General features: G+C 70.8%; 19 protein-coding genes and 1 pseudogene. 8 read left to right on the top strand and 12 right to left on the bottom strand.

The genetic code is table 11. The features are described 5' to 3' along the window. Positions 1-15 precede the first annotated feature (15 nt). From rplW to FGW31_RS13695, 8 genes are all read right to left on the bottom strand, one after another. Entirely contained in the window at positions 16-435 is a 420-nt protein-coding gene (gene rplW, locus FGW31_RS13660; RefSeq protein WP_142193688.1) for a 50S ribosomal protein L23, read from the bottom strand. Beyond that, a complete protein-coding gene (rplD, locus tag FGW31_RS13665) occupies positions 435-1,094 on the bottom strand; it encodes a 50S ribosomal protein L4 (RefSeq protein WP_142193689.1) in 660 nt (219 codons plus the stop codon). Before rplD ends, rplW begins: the two co-directional genes overlap by 1 nt. A gap of 8 nt (positions 1,095-1,102) precedes the next feature. Continuing rightward, the gene (gene rplC, locus FGW31_RS13670) at positions 1,103-1,747 is read right to left on the bottom strand and encodes a 50S ribosomal protein L3 (RefSeq protein WP_142193690.1); all 645 of its coding nucleotides are present in this window, start codon (positions 1,745-1,747) and stop codon (positions 1,103-1,105) included. Between the two features lie 16 nt (positions 1,748-1,763). Next, on the bottom strand, positions 1,764-2,072 hold the full coding sequence (rpsJ, locus tag FGW31_RS13675) for a 30S ribosomal protein S10 (protein WP_003948644.1): 309 nt from the start codon (positions 2,070-2,072) through the stop codon (positions 1,764-1,766). Between the two features lie 522 nt (positions 2,073-2,594). Then, on the bottom strand, positions 2,595-3,083 hold the full coding sequence (locus tag FGW31_RS13680; protein WP_233288651.1) for a hypothetical protein: 489 nt from the start codon (positions 3,081-3,083) through the stop codon (positions 2,595-2,597). Then, positions 3,080-3,400, bottom strand: a complete 321-nt coding sequence (locus FGW31_RS13685; protein WP_142193691.1) for a hypothetical protein — start codon at positions 3,398-3,400, stop codon at positions 3,080-3,082. Before FGW31_RS13685 ends, FGW31_RS13680 begins: the two co-directional genes overlap by 4 nt. A 476-nt stretch (positions 3,401-3,876) precedes the next feature. After that, positions 3,877-5,235 (bottom strand): NADP-specific glutamate dehydrogenase, encoded by a 1,359-nt coding sequence (gene gdhA / locus FGW31_RS13690; protein WP_161175599.1) that lies wholly within the window; start codon positions 5,233-5,235, stop codon positions 3,877-3,879. 389 nt (positions 5,236-5,624) lie between these two features. Next, complete coding sequence (locus tag FGW31_RS13695; protein WP_142193693.1) at positions 5,625-6,770, bottom strand: endo-1,4-beta-xylanase; 1,146 nt, start codon at positions 6,768-6,770, stop codon at positions 5,625-5,627. 449 nt (positions 6,771-7,219) lie between these two features. On the opposite strand from FGW31_RS13695, the gene FGW31_RS13700 reads away from it, so the two are divergent. After that, positions 7,220-7,531 carry a hypothetical protein gene (locus tag FGW31_RS13700; RefSeq protein WP_142193694.1) on the top strand — a complete coding sequence of 104 codons (312 nt, stop codon included), beginning with the start codon at positions 7,220-7,222 and terminating at the stop codon, positions 7,529-7,531. A 160-nt stretch (positions 7,532-7,691) separates the two neighbouring features. Continuing rightward, a pseudogene (locus FGW31_RS13705) lies at positions 7,692-8,606 on the top strand (glycoside hydrolase family 16 protein); the annotation flags it as partial. Positions 8,607-9,000: 394 nt separating this feature from the next. Here the strand turns inward: FGW31_RS13705 and tuf are convergent. The 4 genes from tuf to rpsL form a co-directional block, all read right to left on the bottom strand. Then, positions 9,001-10,194, bottom strand: a complete 1,194-nt coding sequence (tuf, locus tag FGW31_RS13715) for an elongation factor Tu (protein WP_142193697.1) — start codon at positions 10,192-10,194, stop codon at positions 9,001-9,003. A gap of 169 nt (positions 10,195-10,363) precedes the next feature. Further along, positions 10,364-12,490 carry an elongation factor G gene (gene fusA, locus FGW31_RS13720; RefSeq protein WP_142193698.1) on the bottom strand — a complete coding sequence of 709 codons (2,127 nt, stop codon included), beginning with the start codon at positions 12,488-12,490 and terminating at the stop codon, positions 10,364-10,366. Positions 12,491-12,529: 39 nt separating this feature from the next. Beyond that, the gene (gene rpsG / locus FGW31_RS13725; RefSeq protein ID WP_003998848.1) at positions 12,530-13,000 is read right to left on the bottom strand and encodes a 30S ribosomal protein S7; all 471 of its coding nucleotides are present in this window, start codon (positions 12,998-13,000) and stop codon (positions 12,530-12,532) included. Positions 13,001-13,002: 2 nt separating this feature from the next. After that, positions 13,003-13,374 carry a 30S ribosomal protein S12 gene (rpsL, locus tag FGW31_RS13730; protein ID WP_003948652.1) on the bottom strand — a complete coding sequence of 124 codons (372 nt, stop codon included), beginning with the start codon at positions 13,372-13,374 and terminating at the stop codon, positions 13,003-13,005. Positions 13,375-13,816: 442 nt separating this feature from the next. On the opposite strand from rpsL, the gene FGW31_RS13735 reads away from it, so the two are divergent. The 6 genes from FGW31_RS13735 to FGW31_RS13760 all read left to right on the top strand — a co-directional run bounded on the left by FGW31_RS13735 (position 13,817) and on the right by FGW31_RS13760 (position 21,387). Beyond that, a complete protein-coding gene (locus FGW31_RS13735; protein WP_142193699.1) occupies positions 13,817-14,572 on the top strand; it encodes a Crp/Fnr family transcriptional regulator in 756 nt (251 codons plus the stop codon). Between the two features lie 287 nt (positions 14,573-14,859). Next, complete coding sequence (locus FGW31_RS13740; protein ID WP_142193724.1) at positions 14,860-15,759, top strand: hypothetical protein; 900 nt, start codon at positions 14,860-14,862, stop codon at positions 15,757-15,759. After that, on the top strand, positions 15,756-17,897 hold the full coding sequence (locus FGW31_RS13745; protein ID WP_142193700.1) for a hypothetical protein: 2,142 nt from the start codon (positions 15,756-15,758) through the stop codon (positions 17,895-17,897). The genes FGW31_RS13740 and FGW31_RS13745 overlap by 4 nt, the downstream gene beginning before the upstream one ends. An 11-nt stretch (positions 17,898-17,908) precedes the next feature. Then, positions 17,909-19,279, top strand: a complete 1,371-nt coding sequence (locus FGW31_RS13750; protein WP_142193701.1) for a PE-PGRS family protein — start codon at positions 17,909-17,911, stop codon at positions 19,277-19,279. Next, a complete protein-coding gene (locus FGW31_RS13755) occupies positions 19,276-19,824 on the top strand; it encodes a Pycsar system effector family protein (protein ID WP_142193702.1) in 549 nt (182 codons plus the stop codon). The genes FGW31_RS13750 and FGW31_RS13755 overlap by 4 nt, the downstream gene beginning before the upstream one ends. Positions 19,825-20,409: 585 nt before the next feature. Beyond that, the gene (locus FGW31_RS13760) at positions 20,410-21,387 is read left to right on the top strand and encodes a M48 family metalloprotease (RefSeq protein WP_142193703.1); all 978 of its coding nucleotides are present in this window, start codon (positions 20,410-20,412) and stop codon (positions 21,385-21,387) included. Positions 21,388-21,403: the final 16 nt, after the last annotated feature.

The following is a 21,403-nucleotide window of genomic DNA, read 5'->3' on the forward strand; positions in this document are numbered from 1 at the left end:
AACGATCCTGACCGCTTACGCGGTCGGACCGCCGAAGATGTCGATACGGTCGCCCTCGGCGAGGGTCACGATCGCGCGCTTGGTCGCCGCACGCTGGCCGAAGCCGGTGCGGGTCCGCTTGCGCTTGCCGATGCGGTTGATCGTGTTGACCCCGGTGACCTTGACCGAGAAGACCGACTGCACGGCCTCCTTGATCTGGGTCTTGTTGGAGCCCGGCGCGACGATGAACGTGTACTTGTTCTCGTCGATGAGCGCGTAGCTCTTCTCGGACACGACCGGCTTGATCAGGACGTCACGGGGGTCCGTGAACGCCTTGCTCGCCGGGGTGACGACGGTGTTCTTGCCCTCGGTGGCGTGGCGGCGGGCCTTCTTGAGGCGCGCCTCCTTCGCCTTCTTGGCCGCCTTGGAGGCGATGGAGGGGTGACGGGCAGCCATCAGGCCTCGCTCCCTTCGTTGTCGTTGGCCTTGTTCGGGCCGGCGACGAAGGACTCGAAAGCGGCCTTGGTGAAGACCACGTCGTCCGAGACGAGAACGTCGTACGTGTTCAGCTGGCCCGGCTCCAGGATGTGGACCTGGGGCAGGTTGCGGGCGGACAGCCACGCGGCCTCGTCGGCGCGGTCGACGACCAGGAGCAGGTTCTTGCGCTCGCTGATCTTGCCGAACAGGCTCTTGGCGGCCTTCGTGGACGGCGTCTCACCCTCGACCACGCCGGTGACGACGTGGATGCGGTTGTGGCGCGCCCGGTCGGTGAGGGCGTGACGCAGAGCGGCAGCCTTCATCTTCTTCGGGGTGCGCTGCGAGTAGTCGCGCGGCACGGGACCGTGCACGACGCCACCACCGGCGAACTGCGGCGCGCGGGTCGAACCCTGACGGGCGCGACCGGTGCCCTTCTGGCGGTACGGCTTCTTGCCACCACCACGGACCTCGCCACGCGTCTTCGTCTTGTGGGTGCCCTGGCGGGCAGCGGCCAGCTGTGCGACGACGACCTGGTGGATCAGCGGAACGCTGACCTTCTCGACGTCGAAGATCTCCGCGGGGAGCTCGACGGTACCGGCCTTGTCGCCCGCCGGCGAAAGGATGTCAACAGTGCTCATCGGTTACCTCAGGCCCCCTTGGCCGCGGTGCGGACCAGGACGAGGCCGCCGTTCGGACCGGGAACCGCGCCCTTGATGAGCAGCAGACCCTTCTCCGCGTCAACGGCGTGGACGGTCAGGTTCTGGGTGGTGACCCGCTCGTTGCCCATGCGACCCGCCATGCGGAGGCCCTTGAACACACGACCCGGGGTGGCGCAGCCACCGATGGAACCGGGCGAGCGGTGCTTGCGCTGGGTGCCGTGCCCGGCGCCGAGGCCACGGAAGTTGTGGCGCTTCATGACACCGGCGAAGCCCTTGCCCTTGCTCTTGCCGGTCACGTCGACCTTGACGCCGGCCTCGAACACCTCAGCGGTGATCTCCTGGCCGAGCGTGTACTCGGAGGCGTCCGCGGTGCGGATCTCGACGAGGTGGCGACGGGGGGTGACGTCGGCCTTGGCGAAGTGGCCCTTGAGGGGCTTGTTCACCTTGCGCGGGTCGATCTCGCCGAAGGCGATCTGGACGGACTCGTAGCCGTCGACGTCGTTCGTGCGGACCTGGGTGACGACGTTCGGCCCGGCCTTGACGACGGTGACGGGAACAACACGGTTGTTCTCGTCCCACACCTGCGTCATACCGAGCTTCTCGCCCAGGATGCCCTTGATCTGCTTGGTCATCTTCAGATCACCGGCCTCAGAGCTTGATCTCGATGTCGACACCGGCCGGGAGGTCGAGTCGCATCAGAGAGTCAACGGTCTTGGGGGTCGGGTCGAGGATGTCGATCAGGCGCTTGTGCGTGCGCATCTCGAAGTGCTCGCGCGAGTCCTTGTACTTGTGCGGCGACTTGATGACGCAGTACACGTTCTTCTCAGTGGGCAGCGGCACCGGGCCCGCGACCGACGCACCAGTGCGGGTCACCGTCTCGACGATCTTCTTCGCCGAGCTGTCGATGACCTCGTGGTCGTAGGCCTTGAGCCGGATGCGGATCTTCTGTCCCGCCATGGCTACTTCGTAGTCCTGTCTCTCTTTACGCTCCGGAACCCGGTGAGGATCCCCTTCGCTCCGACCCACGCGGTCGGGCGTGTCGCACTCCCGTTGACATGAATGTCCCTTGTTCGAACATCCCTGCGGGATTGACACGGCCCTACCAGAACCGCGGACCGGGGGCGAAAGGCCCACCGGGTGCCTGGCCGGCGCCGCGCAGACGCTTCCCGGAAGATTCCCGTACGTCCGTCCCTGATCAGGGACGACGAGTACTGTGGGACTCGCTTCCGGTCCTCCCGGCGGGAGGCGCGCAGCATCAACACTCGACCGAGCAACTCGGACAGTCTGCCACAGAGGGCGGGCGGCTGGCCAATCGAGCGGAAGAGAGTACCCCGGGGGCGACCGGAATCAAACGCGGCACCGCACCGACGGTCGGCCCGCCTCTGCGTCGGGGCCGCGCGGGACGCCGGAACAAGGGCCGGTGACGATGCTGCCCCGGATGTACGTGCCCGGTCCCCGATCCCCTCCCACCACGGCCCGTCAGCCTCCTCGGGAACACCGCCGGCGCAGGGCCCGCCGGGCGTCGTCGATCGCGCAGGCGGCCACCAGCCGCCAGTTCTCCAGCTTGTCCAGCACCTTCGACACGACCTTCCACCGCTTGAGCCACGGCGGCAGATCCCCGAAGGGCACAAAGGTCAGCGTGTCGGCCACGGCGTTCACGGCGATGCTCCTGCGCCCGGGGCCTTCCGCCCGCAGCGCCGCGTACAGCTCCGGCGTCAGTCTCCCGTGCAGCCGGGCCGCGGTGCCCACCGCCGTGAACGCGAACCCCCGCTGAGCGACGTCCGGCAACCGCGTCGCCCGGACGATCCGTGGCGAGGCCTCCTCCAGCGAACAGTTGAAGGCCAAGCCGATCGCCGCCGTCCCGAGGTGCTTCTCACCGCGCTCGAACGCGGCGTCCCAGTCCGCGGGGTCGTCGATGCCCAGCAGCCCCTCGCCGGTTTCCCAGTCCCATCCGGACACGGTGCTCACCCGGCCTCACCGCGCGGGCCGGGTTCGGTCGCGAGGATGTGCAGGACCTGCCGACGAGCTTCCTCCCAGCGGGCACGGCGGGCGACGAGCCGCTCCTTCGCTTCCGGCAGCCGGGGCGGGACTTCGCCGGGATCGATCGATTCGCGAGCCGCCTCGACGTACTCCAGGCACGCGGCCAGTACGGGCTCCGCGATCTCGTTCCGCTCGATGTCCGGCACGTGTTGCGCGAAGTCCAGCGCCAGATGAGCCGCCCGCGTCCGGTCGACCTGGTCGACCTGGTCGGGCCCGTCGTTCGCCAGTCCCGGACAAACGATCACGTTCAGCCCCCTGCCCCATTCGCCACGACCGCGACTGAGGATGCCCAGCAACTTCCGTGTCACCCGTGGCGATGGCGAACCCGCTCGACCGGATACCCGCGTTCTCCGCGGCACGAGCCGCGTCCGTGCACTGGTTTCCGTTGATGACCTTGTCGACGTTCATCGTATGGTCGACCACCCACCCGCCCCGATCCCTCTTACGGCGAGGATCCGTTGGTGTCGAGTCAGGTCAGGGGATTGTGGACGTACGTGTCCGGGTTGGTGGCCGCGGTCAGGGCCCGGGGATCCGGACTTAGGCACCGGCCCGTCTCGGGGGCGCAGGGGCCGGTGTCCGGGGAAACGCGGGGGCGTGTACGCCGTCGCGTCGGGGTTCTACGTGGTCCCCCGTGCGGGGCGGGACGACGTACGGGTCAAGGCCCGGGCGGGGCGGCGTGGTTCGGGGCCGGACCAGCCCGGGCGGGGGCGCGGTGGCGTGGTCAGATGACGCCCTGGGCGAGCATCGCGTCCGCCACCCGCTCGAAGCCGGCGATGTTCGCGCCGGTCACGTAGTCGCCGGGGGCGTTGTAGCGTTCTGCGGTTTCGGCGCAGGTCGTGTGGATGTCGGTCATGATGCGGGCCAGTTCGTTCTCGACCTGTTCGGCCTTCCACGACGTGCGCGAGGCGTTCTGCGTCATCTCCAGCGCGCTGACGGCGACGCCGCCCGCGTTGGCCGCCTTGCCGGGGCCGAAGGCGACGCCCGCCTGCTGGAGCAGGTCGACGGCCTCGGGCGTGGTCGGCATGTTGGCACCCTCGGAGACCGCCTTCACGCCGTTGCGGATGAGGGTCGCGGCGTCGGCGGCGTTCAGCTCGTTCTGCGTGGCCGAGGGGAGGGCCACGTCCGCCGGGACCTCCCAGACGCGTCCGCCGGGCACGTACCGCGCGGAGGCGCCGCGGCGCTCGGCGTAGGCGCTGACCCGGCCGCGCTCGACCTCCTTGATCTGGCGCAGCAGTTCCAGGTCGATGCCCTTCTCGTCGACGACGTAGCCGCCGGAGTCGGAGCAGGTCACCGGGTTGGCGCCGAGGGCGGCCAGCTTCTCGATGGTGAAGATGGCGACGTTGCCGGAGCCGGAGACGACGGCCGTCTGCCCCTCCAGGTCCTCGCCGCGCACGCGCAGCATCGCCTCCGCGAACAGCACGTTGCCGTATCCGGTCGCCTCGGGACGGATCAGCGAGCCGCCCCACCCGGCGCTCTTGCCGGTGAGGACGCCGCCTTCCCAGCGGTTGGTGATCCGCCGGTACTGGCCGAAGAGGTAGCCGATCTCGCGGGCGCCGACGCCGATGTCACCGGCCGGTACGTCGGTGTACTCGCCGATGTGCCGGTGCAGCTCGGTCATGAAGGACTGGCAGAACCGCATGACTTCCGCGTCGCTGCGGCCCTGCGGGTCGAAGTCGCTGCCGCCCTTGCCGCCGCCGATGCCGAGCCCGGTCAGCGCGTTCTTGAAGATCTGCTCGAAGCCGAGGAACTTGATGATGCCGAGGTTCACGGAGGGGTGGAAGCGCAGGCCGCCCTTGTACGGGCCGAGGGCGCTGTTGTATTCGATCCGGAAGCCCCGGTTGACGTGGACCCGGCCGTTGTCGTCCTGCCACGGCACCCGGAAGATGATCTGCCGCTCGGGCTCGACCAGGCGTTCGACCAGCCCGGGCTCCGCGTACTCGGGACGCGCCGCGAGCACCGGTCCGAGCGTGTCCAGCACTTCGCGTGCGGCCTGGTGGAACTCCGGTTCGGCGGGGTTGCGCCGCTCGATCTCGGTGCGCAGCCGGTCGAGGGTGGAGTGCGTGTCGGGTCGTGTGGTCACGGGGGCCCTTTCTGGCGCGGCTGACACCGGCCAGGGGCCGGTGATGGGCGCTCGGCCCCATTGCCGCGCGCAGGACAGCGGCCGCTCCGGGTCGTACGCGGCGGAACGGCCGACCCTTCAGTGTTACTCCTGTGTAAACACGGACGCCATGGCTCGCTCCCAATCTTCCGCTATGTGAGACATGGAGTGCGCAATCCGGGACGGCTTCGGGCCACGGGTCGCGGCCCTCAGCCGTCCTCGGCAGCCTTCGGACGTTCTCGGCAGTCCTCGGCCGATCTCGGCAGCTCTCAGACGTCGTCGGCAGTCCTCAGACGTATGCGGCAGTACCTCAGCCGACCTCGGCAGTCCTCAGACGTCCTCGGCAGTCGTCAGCGGTCACTCGGCCCTCGTCAGCGGTTCTCGGCCTTCTTGGCCGCCTTCAAGGTGTCCCGCAGGGCGTAGAAGGCGGGCTTGCGGTCGAAGTCGTCGGTCATGACGTTCGCGAAGCCCTCGCCCTCGAAGAACACCGGCACCCACGAGTACTTGTCGGTGAAGCCCCAGATGGTGAAGGAGTTGCAGCCGTCGACGGCCAGGCACGCCTCCAGTGCGCGCCGGTAGTAGTCGGCCTGCTTCCGCTCCTGCTCCGCCGTCGGCACGCCGCTCTCCGGCAGGTCCATGCGGACGTCCAGCTCGGTGACGGCGGTCTCCAGGCCGAGCGCGTCGAACCGGCGCAGGTTGTCCTTCAGATCGCCGGGGAAGCCGTAGCGGGTGCTCAGGTGGGCCTGGACGGAGAAGCCGTCCACGGGCACGCCCTGCGCGAGCAGGTCCTGCACGAGGGCGTGGTAGGCGTTGCTCTTCGCGTTGACGCTCTCGACGTTGTAGTCGTTGAAGAACAGCTTCGCCGCGGGGTCGGCCTCGTGGGCCCAGCGGAAGGCGTCGGCGACGATGCCGGGGCCCAGTTCGCGGATCCAGATGTTGTCCTGGGTACGCAGCCGGCCCTGGTCGTCGAAGATCTCGTTGGCGACGTCCCACTGCTGGATCCGGCCCGCGTAGCGGCCGACGACGGTGGTGATGTGCTCGCGCAGGATGGCGCGCAGTTCCTCCTTGGAGAAGCCGCCCTTCTCCAGCCACTCGGGATTCTGGCTGTGCCAGAGCAGGGTGTGGCCGCGTACGACCTGGTCGTGGCGCTCGGCGAACTCCACGATGGCGTCGGCCTGGGCGAAGTCGTAGCGGTCCCGCTCGGGGTGGATGTAGTCCCACTTCATCTGGTTCTCGGGGGAGACCGAGCTGAACTGGCGCGCCAGGATCTTCCGGTACTCCCTGTCGTACGTGAACGGGTCCGGGTAGTCCTGCGACAGGTGGTGGCCGCCGCCGGCCACGGCGGTGCCCACGACGAAGCCCTCGGGAGCGGCCGCGCGCAGCCGGTCGAACGTGGCGTTGGAGTGCGGTGCGGCCGCCCGGTCGGGCGACGGGTCGGCGGTGGCCACACCCGTCATGAGCGGCAGGGCCAGGGCTGCGACGGCCAGGGACGCGGTGGCGAAGCGAAGGGGTCTCATGCGGAGAGTCTCATCCCGTCATCCGATCTCGAATGTTTCGAAACACAGTCCGAAACATTTGGGGTTGACGGAAGCTAAAGGCCCACGGAGCACGAGGTCAATACCCGTGCACCGGATCGCACGCAAAGCACCCCGCCTCCGGCCCGTGACCGGGGACGAGGCGCGTGGGTGCGGGGAGGAGACGTCGGCCCTCGGCGGCATACGTCGGGCCGACCCGGCAGCCCTGTCGGCGCCGGGCGGTTCCCCACGCCCCCACCGAGGCACTGCTCGCGGCGGGCACCTGCGGCCGCACCGAGCGACGTACGCCGGACCGGCCGAACTCGCGGCATCGGTACGGCAGTTCATTGCGGCACCGCTGCCCCGCGCGGCGCCCGCCGCCCGGCCGCCGACCGCCGAACCGTGGTGAACTGGCCGCGATCACCGGAGGATCGAGAGAGCCGAGGAGAGGCATGACGGCCGGCGAACGGGTCGACGGAATTCCCGAGGACGTCCAGGAACTGCTGCGCGGCGCGCGGCGTCTGGAGATGGCGGCCGCCCTGTGGGCGGTGGTGGCGCTCGGCCTGTGGGCCTGGTGGTTCGCGTCCTTCAAACCCTTCACCCCGCCGCATCCGCTGGACGACGTACCTCTGCCCAAGGGACCGATCGGCGTCCTCGCCCTGGCCGTCGTGCCGACCGTCGCCACTGCCGCGACCTTCGTCTACTCCAGTGTGCTGTTCCGCCTGGCTCATCTGGAGTTGGGGCGGTTCGGGCGGAGTGGGTAGCCGCCCGTCGGCTTAAGCCCGCCTTAAGCCGGCCTTAAGCGCGGTCCCGGGGTTGAACGGGCAGTTGGTTGCTGCATGAACCGTCCGTAGCATCCTCACGTTCGACCATGCTCGACCATCACACTCGACCAACCCCCCACAAACAGAGGTGTGTTCAGCCATGGCTGCTCATCGCGCACGCCGGCGATCGCTCGGCGGGCTCGCGTTCCTGGTCGCCGCCGCCGTCACCGGCGCCCTCGTCCTCACCGGCACCGGACCGGGCGCCGACCGGGCCGACGCCGCCACCACCGCCACCACCGACACGGTCACCCCCACGGCCGTCACGTGGTCCGACGAGTTCGACGGCGCCGCCGGGACCGCCCCCGACCCGGCCAAGTGGACCCTGGAAACCGGCGGCACCGGCAACGGCAACAACGAGTTGCAGTACTACACGAACAGCACCGACAACGCCGCCCTCGACGGCAACGGCAACCTCGTCATCACCGCCCGCAAGAACTCCGACTCCGCGCTCCAGTGCTGGTACGGGCCGTGCCAGTACACCTCGGCGCGGCTCAACACCGCGAACACCTTCACGCAGGCGTACGGCCACTTCGAGGCGCGCATCAAGATCCCGCGCGGTCAGGGCATCTGGCCGGCGTTCTGGATGCTCGGCAACGACCTGGGCAGCGTCGGATGGCCCAACAGCGGTGAGATCGACATCATGGAGAACGTCGGCAACGAGCCGAACACCGTCCACGGCACCCTGCACGGCCCCGGCTACTCCGGCAGCGGCGGCATCGGCGCCCCGTACAGCCTCCCGGACGGACGGGCCTTCGCCGACGACTTCCACGTCTTCGCGGTCGACTGGAGCCCCGAGAAGATCACCTGGTCCGTCGACGGCCAGACCTACCAGACCCGCACACCCGCCGACCTCGGCGGCAACAAGTGGGTCTACGACCACCCGTTCTTCCTGATCCTCAACCTCGCGGTCGGCGGCAACTGGCCCGGCAGCCCCGACGGAAGCACCCAGTTCCCGCAGACGATGACCATCGACTACGTACGGGTGTCCGCGGCCGACAGCGCCGCCGCCAAGGGCTGAACCCGAGCGCCCCGCGTCACGCCGCCCGCCGATGCGCCCCGCGGCGGCCGTCTCCGGACGGCCGCTCCGGGACGTGTGGCGGTGCGCGTACCGCGGGGCGCTCCGAGGTTTCCGGCGGCGCGGGCGAAGAGGCCCGGGTCCTGCTGGAGGATCCGGTGCAGGGCCTCATGGGATGAGCTGACCGTGAGGCGAAGCCACGGGTGGAATGGCATGTGCCGACGGCGCATGCCATTTCCGCGTTGTTCGCGGGATCGGGTGACTCCGGAGGCGCCGGATTGACGTGCCGGTGGAAGGTTCCCGGAACGGCGAAAGGGCCCGCACGACCGAAGTCGTGCGGGCCCCTTCCTGTGCCAGGTGCTCGCGAGCGAGCTACCAGGTCAGATCAGCAAGCTCACTTGTTGATCTTGGTGACCTGGCCGGCGCCCACGGTCCGGCCACCCTCACGGATGGCGAACTTCAGGCCCTCTTCCATGGCGACGGGCTGGATGAGCTCCACCTTCATCTCGGTGTTGTCACCCGGCATGACCATCTCGGTGCCCTCGGGGAGGGTCACGACGCCGGTCACGTCCGTCGTACGGAAGTAGAACTGCGGGCGGTAGTTGTTGAAGAACGGGGTGTGACGGCCACCCTCGTCCTTCGACAGGATGTAGGCCTGGGCCTCGAACTCGGTGTGCGGGGTGACCGAGCCCGGCTTGATGATGACCTGGCCGCGCTCGACGTCCTCGCGCTTGATGCCGCGGAGCAGCAGACCGACGTTCTCACCGGCCTGGCCCTCGTCGAGCAGCTTGCGGAACATCTCGATGCCGGTGACCGTGGTGGAGGTCTTCTCCGGCTTGATGCCGATGATGTCGACGGTCTCGTTGACCTTGAGGACACCACGCTCGATGCGGCCGGTGACGACCGTACCGCGACCGGTGATGGTGAAGACGTCCTCGATCGGCATCAGGAACGGCTTGTCGACGTCACGCTCGGGCTCCGGGATGGACTCGTCCACGGCCTTCATGAGCTCGAGGACGGAGTTGCCCCACTCCTTGTCGCCCTCGAGGGCCTTCAGGGCGGAGACCTTGACGACCGGAACGTCGTCGCCCGGGAACTCGTACTCGGAGAGGAGCTCACGGACCTCGAGCTCGACGAGCTCCAGGATCTCCTCGTCGTCCACCATGTCGGCCTTGTTCAGGGCGACGACGATGTACGGAACGCCGACCTGGCGGGCCAGGAGCACGTGCTCCTTGGTCTGCGGCATCGGGCCGTCGGTGGCGGCGACCACGAGGATGGCGCCGTCCATCTGCGCCGCACCCGTGATCATGTTCTTGATGTAGTCCGCGTGACCGGGGCAGTCGACGTGGGCGTAGTGACGCGTCTCGGTCTGGTACTCGACGTGCGCGATGGAGATGGTGATACCGCGCTGGCGCTCTTCGGGAGCCTTGTCGATCTGGTCGAAGGCCGAGGCCTCGTTCAGGTCCGGGTACGCGTCGTGCAGCACCTTGGTAATGGCGGCCGTGAGGGTCGTCTTACCGTGGTCGATGTGACCGATGGTGCCGATGTTGACGTGCGGCTTAGTCCGCTCGAACTTCGCCTTCGCCACTGGGGTCCTCCTGTGGAGTGGTTCTGTACGCCTTACTCATCGGCGCCAGGTGATCTTTGCTGGGAAACCCGGGCCCGGGGCATTCCGCCGGGTTGGCGACGGAATGCCCACTTGCAGGCTCCGGGGTCAAGCCTAAAGCGTGTGAACGGGGTCCGTTAAACGGAGTCCCTTACTCGCCCTTGGCCTTCGCGATGATCTCCTCGGCGACGTTCCGCGGAACCTCGGCGTAGGAGTCGAACTGCATGGAGTAGCTGGCCCGGCCGGACGTCTTGCTGCGCAGGTCGCCGACGTAACCGAACATCTCCGAGAGGGGCACGAGACCCTTCACGACGCGGGCACCGGCCCGCTCCTCCATGGCCTGGATCTGGCCACGGCGGGAGTTGATGTCGCCGATGACGTCACCCATGTAGTCCTCGGGCGTGGTGACCTCGACGGCCATCATCGGCTCCAGGAGCACGGGCGAAGCCTTGCGCGCGGCCTCCTTGAAGGCCTGCGAGCCGGCGATCTTGAACGCGAGCTCGGAGGAGTCGACCTCGTGGTAGGCACCGTCGAGCAGCGTCACGCGGACACCGGTCATCTCGTAACCGGCGAGGATGCCGAACTGCATGGCCTCCTGCGCACCGGCGTCGACCGAAGGGATGTACTCCTTCGGCACGCGGCCACCGGTCACCTTGTTGACGAACTCGTACGAGGCGTCGCCGCCCTCGATCGGCTCGATCGCGATGATGACGCGGGCGAACTGGCCGGTACCACCCGTCTGCTTCTTGTGGGTGTACTCGACCTTCTCGACCGACTTGCGGATGGTCTCGCGGTACGCGACCTGCGGCTTGCCGACGTTGGCCTCGACCTTGAACTCACGGCGCATACGGTCGACCAGCACCTCGAGGTGCAGCTCGCCCATGCCGCCGATGATGGTCTGGCCGGTCTCCTCGTCCGAGTGGACCTGGAAGGACGGGTCCTCCTCGGCCAGGCGCTGGATCGCGACGCCGAGCTTCTCCTGGTCGCCCTTCGACTTGGGCTCGATGGCGACCTGGATGACCGGGGCCGGGAAGTCCATGGACTCCAGGATCACCGGGCTCTTGTCGTCGGACAGCGTCTCACCGGTGGTGGTCTGCTTCAGGCCCATGACGGCGACGATGTCGCCGGCGCCCACCGACTCGATCTCCTCACGCTTGTTGGCGTGCATGCGGTAGATCTTGCCGATGCGCTCCTTCTTGCCCTTCACGGAGTTCAGCACCTGGGTGCCGGACTCCAGACGGCCGGAGTACACGCGGACGAAGGTGAGCTTGCCGAGGTGCGGGTCGCTCATGATCTTGAACGCGAGCGCGGCGAGGGGCTCCTCGTCCGACGGCTTGCGGGAGACGACCGTCTCCGCGTCCTTCGGGTCGTGGCCCTCGATGGCCTCGACGTCGAGCGGCGAGGGCAGGTAGCGCACGACCGCGTCGAGCAGGGGCTGGACGCCCTTGTTCTTGAAGGCGGTGCCGCAGAACACGGGGGTGACGGTGGTGCCGCCGCCCTTGCCGGAGGCGATGGTGATCCGACGGATCGCCGCGTAGAGCTGCTCCTCGGAGGGCTCGGTGCCCTCGAGGTACAGCTCCATGAGCTCCTCGTCGTTCTCCGCGACGGCCTCGAGCAGCTTGCCGCGCCACTCCTCGGCGGCCTCGGTGTGCGTGGCCGGGATGTCGACGACGTCGTACATCTCGCCCTTGGCGGCCTCGGCGGACCACACGAGCGCCTTCATGCGGACCAGGTCCACGACGCCCTTGAAGTCGGCCTCGGCACCGATCGGCAGCTGCATGACCAGCGGCTGCGCACCCAGGCGGTCGGTGATCATGTCGACGCAGCGGTGGAACTCGGCACCGGTGCGGTCGAGCTTGTTGACGAAGCAGATACGCGGAACGCCGTAGCGGTCCGCCTGACGCCACACCGTCTCGGACTGGGGCTCGACGCCGGCGACGCCGTCGAACACCGTCACGGCACCGTCGAGCACGCGCAGCGAACGCTCCACCTCGACGGTGAAGTCGACGTGGCCCGGCGTGTCGATGATGTTGATGGTGTGGTCGACGTCTTCCAGCGGCCAGTGGCAGGTGGTGGCAGCAGAGGTGATCGTGATGCCACGCTCCTGCTCCTGCTCCATCCAGTCCATGGTGGCAGCGCCGTCGTGGACCTCACCGATCTTGTAGGAGACGCCGGTGTAGAACAGGATCCGCTCGGTGGTGGTCGTCTTGCCCGCGTCGATGTGGGCCATGATCCCGATGTTGCGGACCCTGGCCAGGTCAAGCGAAGTGGTAGCCATAAGGCTTCAGTCTTCTCTCGGTCTCGATGGGGTCTGCGACTACCAGCGGTAGTGCGCGAAGGCCTTGTTGGACTCGGCCATCTTGTGCGTGTCCTCGCGCTTCTTCACAGCGGCGCCGAGGCCGTTGCTGGCGTCGAGGAGCTCGTTGAGCAGACGCTCGGTCATGGTCTTCTCGCGACGGGCGCGGGAGTAACCGACCAGCCAGCGCAGCGCCAGCGTGTTGGCACGGCCGGGCTTGACCTCGACCGGGACCTGGTAGGTGGCACCACCGACACGGCGGGACTTGACCTCGAGGGTCGGCTTGATGTTCTCGAGAGCGCGCTTCAGCGTGATGACCGGGTCGTTGCCGGTCTTCTCGCGCAGGCCCTCCATGGCGCCGTAGACGATGCGCTCGGCGGTGGAGCGCTTGCCGTTCAGCAGCACCTTGTTGATCAGGGAGGTCACCAGAGGAGAACCGTAGACCGGGTCGATGATGACCGGGCGCTTCGGGGCGGGGCCCTTACGAGGCATTCTTACTTCTCCTTCTTGGCGCCGTAACGGCTGCGAGCCTGCTTGCGGTTCTTGACACCCTGGGTGTCGAGGGAACCGCGGATGATCTTGTAGCGAACACCCGGCAGGTCCTTCACACGGCCGCCGCGCACGAGCACGATGGAGTGCTCCTGCAGGTTGTGTCCCTCACCCGGAATGTAGGCGGTGACCTCGATCCCGCTGGTCAGACGCACACGCGCGACCTTACGCAGGGCCGAGTTCGGCTTCTTCGGGGTGGTCGTGAACACACGCGTGCAGACGCCACGACGCTGAGGGGAACCCTCGAGTGCGGGCGTCTTGTTCTTCTCGACCTTGTCCTGCCGGCCCTTGCGGACCAGCTGCTGGATCGTAGGCACTACTTCTCCGGTTTCTGTGTGCCGATGGGTACAGCTAACCTGGAACGTCGCCGACCCACGCGGTCGGGTGTGTCGAATACCGCGGACTCCTACCGGAAGGCAGAAGGAAGCGCGGATTGCGGTGGCCGTTTGTCGACCTCCGGTGCGGTGTGATGGCACGCACGAAGGCCAGGGCACACCCCAGGCACAAGGTCTGAGCGTACCTACCGCACGGACTTCGGTCAAAACAAATGGAGCCCGGCCCCCTGCGCCGGACTTGTCGGCTCTGTCCTCGGCGTTTCCGTGACCGGCCGGAGTCCCGCCCGTCGCCCGGACGAGGGTACGCACCCGGGGCCGCGGCACGGCGCGCGGCAGGCCGGTCGCGCTGGCCGGATCGCACCCTTTACAGCGGGGACGCTCAGTACTTTGATCCGTCCGCTGCGAAGAACGGGGGTTCAGTGTGATGAGGTCGGCGCCGTACGCACCGGACGACGGGGGCCTGGAGGACCGGGTGCCCTTCCTCGCGCGGCTGGAGGGCCCGGACCGCACGGCGCTGCTCTCGCTCGGCCGCGAGTTGCGCTTCGCTCCCCGGGTGGTCCTGCTCCACCAGCGCGAGCCGTCGTCGCACGTGCTGTTCCTGGTGCAGGGCTGGACGAAGGTCACGGCCTCGTCGGCCAACGGATACGAGGCGCTGCTGGCGCTGCGCGGGCCGGGTGACGTGGTCGGCGAGTCGTCGGCGCTGACCGGCCGGCCGCGGTCGGCGACGGTGACGGCGCTGGAGCCGGTCCGTGCGGTGGCGGTGGAGCACGAGTTGTTCACGGACTTCCTGGGCCGCTCCCCCTCGGCCGCGTTCGCCCTGCTGGGGCTGACGGCGGACCGCACGCGGGCGGCCGACCGGCGGCGGCTGGAGTTCGCCTCCATGAACGTGCGGCAGCGGTTCGCCGTGCTGCTGCTGGACCTGGCCCGCAGCCACGGCCGCCGCACGGCCGAGGGCATCGAACTGGCCGTCCCGCTCAGCAAGCAGGAGCTGGCGGGCTCGGTCGGTGCCTCCCGCGAGATGGTGCAGCGCCTGCTGCGCGAGCTGCGGGAGAAGGACGCGGTGTCGACGGGCCGCCGCACGCTGCTGATCCTGCGGCCCGACGTCCTGCGCCGTATCGCCGCCGCGGACCCGCCGGCGCCGGGCATTCCCTCCCCGGCACGGCCGCGCGACGACGAGTAGCGCCGGCCGACCGGTCGACCTCACCGCACCGGGCGGCCCGCCCGCTCGCGACCTGCTCGGCCCCACGCCGACCCGTGCCCTTCTGCCTGCTGCCTTCTGTCTTCTGCCTTCTCCTGCTGCCTGCTGCCTGCTGCCTGCCGCCTTCCTACTCCGCCTCCTGCCTCCCGCCTTCCGCCTTCTGTACACACGGTCACACTTCTACTGCGTCATCTGCCCTCACACCCCGCGGCCCGCTCCCGTCACTCTGCTGCCCTGCACGGCCACCCCCCACCGTTCGAAGGGCGATCATGACCGACCCCGTGAGCCGCACGATCCTGCTGCTGGACATCGAGAGGTTCAGCGACCGTGACGACATCGAGCAGGCGTATCTGCGGCGCATGCTCTACGACGTCACCGACCGCGTCCTGGAGCGCGCGGGCATCGAGGAGACGCAGCGGATGCGGGCGGACCGCGGGGACTCCGTGATGGAGCTCATCGACGCCAACGCCCCGGTCACGGCGCTGCTGCGGACGCTGCTCAGCGAGGTGCCGACGGAACTGCGGGCCGTCAACCGCATGGCCTCGCGCTCGGCCCAGATGCGGCTGCGCGGCGTGGTGGCGACGGGTTACGTGGCCGTCGACCGGCACGACGGCTGGGTCGGCTCCGATCTGAACCACGCCTGCCGGCTGCTGGACGCCGGGCTGCTGCGCGCGGCGCTGCGGGAACGCGCCGACGACTTCGCGCTGTGCGTCTCGGACGCCCTGTACGCCGGTGTCGTACGGCACGACCACCCCGGTGTCCCGGCGGCGGACTTCCACCCGGTGACGGTGGACAGCAAGAACGGCACGCTGCGGGCCTGGCTGCACGGGCCGGTGCCGCGCGGCCACGACGACCACGGTGAAACGGGGGAGGTTCCGGCACCGGGTGCCGATTCGGGGGAGCACCCGGTGCCGGGACCGAAGACGCCGCCGACGCCCGCGGAGGGGCCGGCACCGAAGACGCCGCCGGTGCCCGCGGCGGGGCCGGAACCGAAGACGCCGCCGCCCGCGGCGGAGCCGGCCGCATCGCCCGGCGGTGTCGTCTTCCAGTTCAACGGCGGCTCGCCCAGCTTCGGCGGCAGCCTCGTCGGCGGTGACCAGCACGGTGTCTCCGGCGGCCGGGTCGCGGGCGACGTGCACCTGGGCGGTTCCGGGGGTGGGTCGGCGTGACGGCGCTCCCGGCGCAGACGCCCTCCGCCGACGGCGCGCCGCCCCACGATCCGCGGCCGGACGACGAGGCCGCCGCCCTCCCCGAGGAGGAGCAGGAGCGCACCGAGGAGGCGCGCGCGGCGCAGCGCGAACTCGTCGCGCACACCCCGGGGTTCATCCTCAACCAGGCCGCGTCCATCGGCGGCAGCCTGGTGGGCGGCGCCCAGCACGGTGTCTCCGGCGGTGTCGCCCGTGACGTGTTCATGGGCCGTACGGAGATCCACCACCACGGTCCGGCGGCGCCCGCGGTGCACGCCTCCGGGGAGATCCCGGGCGCGCTGCTGGACGAGCTGGCAGCGGTCTTCGTCGACGGCCCCGCCTTCGCCGCCGCGCTGGAACGCCTGCGCGAGGAACGCGTCCTGGTCCTCGCGGGCGCCCACGCCACCGGCCGGCACACCGCCGCGCTGATGCTGCTGCACCGTCTGGGCGTCCCCGCGGTGTACTCGCTCTCCGCCGAGACGAGCCCCGCCGAACTGGCCGGCCGGCTCACCTCGCCCGGCGGCCACGTCCTGCGCGACCTGCCGCTCAGCCGCAACCGGCCGCTGCGCGAGACGCATCTGTACGCGGCCCGCGACCAGTTGCGCAAGGTGGACGGGTATCTGGTGGTGACCGTCGAGAACTCGCCGTTCCTGCTCGGGGCGACACCGTCGGAGTGGGTGCCGCCGGACCCGGCCGCCGTGCTGCGCGCCCATCTGACCGGCCGGCGCGACGCGGACGCGGAGGACCTCCTCGCGCTCTCCCCGGTGCGGGACTTCCTGGCGCGCGGCGCCCACCGGCCGGCCGAGACCGCCGCGTTCGCGAAGCTGCTGGCCGCGCACGACGGGAGCGACGACGCCACGGCGCGGCTCGTGGACTTCGGGCAGGCCGCGGTCGAGCAGCAGTGCCGGGAGTGGCTGAGCGATCCCGACACCTCGCTGCGGGACAAGGCGTTCCTGATCTCCCTCGCCGTGTTCGACCGGGCGCCGTACGTGCTGGCCGCCGAACTCGCGGACCGGCTCTTCGTGCACTTCCAGCGGCTGCAGCATCCCGAACAGCCGCCGGAGATCCCGGTGTTCGGGCTGTCCGCCGACACCCGGCTGGACCGGGCGCGGGCCGTCGGCGAGATCCGGGACGAGGACACCGAGTGGGGGCCGGTGCCGCAGTTCACGGCGTACTTCCGCAAGGAGGGCACGCCCGGGGTGCTGCTCACCGAGGTGTGGACGGGCCATCCGTCCGCCCGTCCCGCGCTGGTCGCCTGGCTCCGGGAGCTGGCCCGCGACGGGCGTCCGGTGGTGCGGACCCGGGCCGCGGCGGCCGCCGCGCTGCTCGCGCGGGCCGACCTGCCGTCGGCGGTGGCCCTGCTGATCAACGGCTGGGCCGTCTCCAAGTCCTTCGGTCCCCGGGTCACCGCCGCCAACGCCCTCACCCTGGCCCAGCTCCTCGAGGCGCCCGTGGTGCTGCGGCTGCTCACCCAGTGGTGCACGGACGGCCACTGGGCCCGCCGCTGGACCGCGATCCGCGCCCTGGGCCTGCTCGCGCCGCTCCGCCCCGACCTGGCCAGCCCGGCGCTGAGCGCGCTGGCCGCCCGCGCCCGCACCGGCAGCAGCGGCAAGGCGGAGGCCGACAACCTGGTGGAGTCCACGGCGCTGCTGCTCTCCGTCGGACAGCGCCGCGGCGAGATGCTCGCGGAGTTGGTGCGGCTGCTGCACCACGACACGGCGCCGGTCCGCGCCCTGGCGCTGGCCGCCTTCGTCCGGGCCTGCGACAACGCGGAGGAGGGCGCGCTCGTCGGCTGGTACGCCGAATCCGGCATGTACGAGGCGGACGCGGCCCGTGACCTCGCCACCCTGTGGCGCACCGCCCTCGGCGACCGTGCGCACACCCGGGCCGCGCTGGACGCCCTGCACACCTGGGTGCGGGTCGCCGCGCGCCGCGCGGACGCGGCCCAGGCCCTGGAACTGCTGCTGCCGGCGCTGGTCGTGACCGCCGACGACCACAAGCGGCTGCGCCACGAACTGCACACGCTGCGGGCTCCGGACGGCGGGCCGCGCCCGCCGGTCGCCGACCGGCTGCTCGACGTACTCACCCGCACCACCGAAACCGCCCCACGGAGCCATTGAGGAGCAGAACCATGGCGGACTTCCGCCGTCCGCCGGAGTGGCAGCAGGACGCCCACCGGCACAGCACGCTGATCGACCCGGTCCTGACCGTGCGGCCCATCTCGCGGTTCGACTACACGGGCCGCCGCTCGGTCACGGCGATCGACCACGCCCTGGTGTTCGTCACCGCGAAGGGCTCGTACGACGTCTTCGTCCCGCCGCACCGGCCGAGCCGCACCGATGCCTCGTCCCGCAGGTACACGTCGGTCTACGAGGTCGACATGGGCAGCCACCCGGTCCAGCTGGAACTGACGCTGCCCAGTGACGACGACGCGTTCTCCTTCGGCGCGACGGCGGACCTGACCTGGCGGGTCACGGACCCGGTCGCGTACGTGGCGAGCGGCGAGCGGGACGTGCCGACGCGGCTGACGAGCGAGCTCCAGCAGTTCGCGCGGCCGGTCAGCCGCCGCTTCGCCATCGAGGACAGTCCGGCCGCGGAGAGCGCGGTCCAGCAGGCGGTCGCGGCGGGCGGGCTCGCCGCGGGCATCGGCCTCGCCGTGACCTGTGCCGTACGGCTGCGGCTCGACGACGAGGCGATCGCGCACCGGCGGCGGCTGCGCCACCTGCGCTACGAGTCGGAGGCGCTCGGTCCGGAACACCAGCTCCGGCTGCAGCAGGCCCGGCAGGAGTACGAGCTGGAGGCGCTGCGCCAGCAGCAGTCGCACGCGCTGATGACCGAGAAGATCCACTTCTACCGGTCCTGGCTCCAGTACGGCGGGGCCGGCGCCTGGGCCCTGCACCTGGCCCAGCACCCGGAGGACACGCGACTGGCCGTCGGCTCGCTGCAGAAGGAGCAGTTGTCCGCCATCAGGAGCGAGCTGGAGCTGATCGCCGGTGACGCGCTGGAGGACTACCAGCGTGCGGAGGCCGCCCGTTCGACCCTGCGCGCGGTCAACGAGCTGATCGAGCAGCAGGCGCCACCGCCGCCGGACCAGCCGGCCCTCGACCCGGGCTCCGGCCGGCCCCACATCCCGCCGGGGCCGCCGCACGCGGAGCACCCGGAGCACCCGGGGCACCTGGGGCACCCGGGGCACCCACCGTCGGCCGGCCAACCGCCGCACCACCCGGGTCCGGGCCCGGCACCGTACACGGGTGCGCCGCAGCCGCCCGCGGCCCCCCACGGCCGCCCGGCCGACCCGCAGCCGCCCCGGGACGATCCGCACCGCTCCTTCCCGGCCCCGCCCCAGGCGGCGGCCGACCCGTCCCCGGCCGGCCCGTCCCCGGCCGTACCCGCACCGCCCGCACCCGCAGCACCGCCCGCACCCGCGGTGCCGCCCTCGCCCGTGCCGCCGGCTCCGGCCACGCCGCCCACGCCGGCCGTGCCCGACGGCCGTACGTCATGAGCACCCCGGGTTTCCTCCCGCCCGGCACGCCCACGCCGACGCCGCCCACGCCGACGCCCGCCGCACCGGCCGCCGAGCGCCTGCTGGGCGAGCTGCGCAGCGAGATAGCCCGGGCCGACAGCAAGGCGGCCGTGCTGGTCGCGGCGCTCGGCATGACGGCCGGGGTGTTCAGCGGCCTGCTGGCCGGACGGGAGTGGACGCCGTCGGCGCTGTCCGGCGCCGGGACCGCCCTGTGGTGGGCCGGGGCCTCGGCGCTGGCCCTCTCGCTGTTCGCGCTGCTCTTCGCCGTCCTGCCCCGCTTCCGCAGCGGCTCCTGGGTGCCGGGCACGCCGCTGTGCTACTTCGGCGACATCCAGCAGGCGGTCCGTGCGGGCCGGCTCGCCGACGCGCTCGCCGCCACCGACCACGATCCCGCCGCCGCCTTCATGGCGGCCCTCACCGAGACCAGCCGCATCGCGACCCGCAAGCACCAGTGGATCCGCGCCGGCCTCATCGCCTTCTGCACCGGTACCGCCCTGCTGCCCACCGCGCTGCTCGCCGGCTGACGTCCCCCGTACCCGAAGGAGAACCACCCGTCATGGCCCAGCCGCCAGGCCCCGCACACCCGGAGCCGCCCACCCACCCGGCGCCCCCGTACCCGGGCACCACCACCCCCTCCGCTCCCCCACCCCCGTACCCGGGCGGCACCACCACCCCACCGCCCCGTCCGCAGCCGCCCCACCCGCACACCGCGCCACCGCCCGCCGGCCAGGCGCCACCGCCGTACCCGACGACCGCCCCCTCACACGCGACCCCGACACCACCACCGCCGTACCCGTCACCCCCGCCGTACCCGACCGCGCCCGCACACCCCACCACCCCGCCGCCCGCACCCACCCCACCGCACGCCACGGCACCGCAGTACCCACACCCACACCCACACCCACACCCGACCGTTCCGCCCTACGCGACCGCCGGGCCCTCCACAGCGGCTCCGCCGCACACGACGCCCCCTGCGTACCCCACACCCACACCCCCGCCTCATCCCTCCGCCCCCCCACCCCCCCCCGTACCCGGGCCCCTCCCCGCAGCACCCGGGAGCCGCCCTCCCCCACCAGCCCCCCGGCGCTCCCCCGCAGCCCGCTCCGTTCATGCCGCATCCCGTCGTCGCGCCGGACGACCTCGACTACCGCCACCAGGGCTCCCGGATCCACGTGGCCCACCACCAGCGGGGCGCGGACGCCACCGCCATAGGCCAGCTCGCGACGCAGGTCCCGAGCTTCCTGGTGAGCCTCGGCGTGGTCGCGGCCGTCTCCTTCGCGATGTTCGGCACGGTCCTCGGCTGGCTGGCCCTGCTGGCCTGGCTGGCGTCCGGCGCCCTGGTCTTCCACCGGCCCACCGAACTGCTCTTCGCGCGCCGGGTGCTCAAGCTGCGGGCGCCGCTGGCCGAGGAGCGGGCCCGCCTGGAACCCATCTGGCGCGAGGTCACCGCCCGCGCCGGCATCGAGGGCGACACGTACGAGCTGATGATCGAGAACAGCACCGAGCTGAACGCGAGCGCGGCGGCCGGTCACGTCGTCAGCGTCACCACGTACGCCCTGAACCGGATCCCGAGCAGCAACCTCGCCGCCGTGCTCGCCCACGAGCTGGGCCACCACACCGGCGGGCACGCCTGGGCCGGACTGCTCGGTTACTGGTACTCGCTGCCCGGCCGCATCGCCTGGGCGCTGACCCGGTGGGTCGTCCGGATCGCGCTCGCCGTCTCCCAGGTCTTCTCGTTCCTGGCGACCGGCCTGCTGATCCTCTTCATGGGGATGGTCGTGGTGGCCGGTTTCCTCGTCGCCTGGTACATCACCATTCCCCTGGTGGTCGCGCCCTACCTGCTCGCCTACGCGGGCCGGCAGGGCGAGCTGCGCGCCGACCAGGCCGCCGCGGCCCTCGGTTTCGCGCCCGAACTCACCCAGGTGCTGCACCACTTCCAGGCCGAGGAGGACGCGGCGAAGGCGTACGCGGCCGCGCAGGGCAAGCGGCTGAAGGAGCCCGGTGGACTGGCGAAGCTGCTCTCCTCCCACCCGGACAACTACACGCGCCTGCGCGCCCTGGAGCCGTACCTGCGGCCGGCCCGCTGACGTCCCGCCGGACGCG

The sequence above is a fragment of the Streptomyces calvus genome (assembly GCF_006782915.1).
In the GTDB taxonomy this organism is placed as follows: domain Bacteria; phylum Actinomycetota; class Actinomycetes; order Streptomycetales; family Streptomycetaceae; genus Streptomyces; species Streptomyces calvus.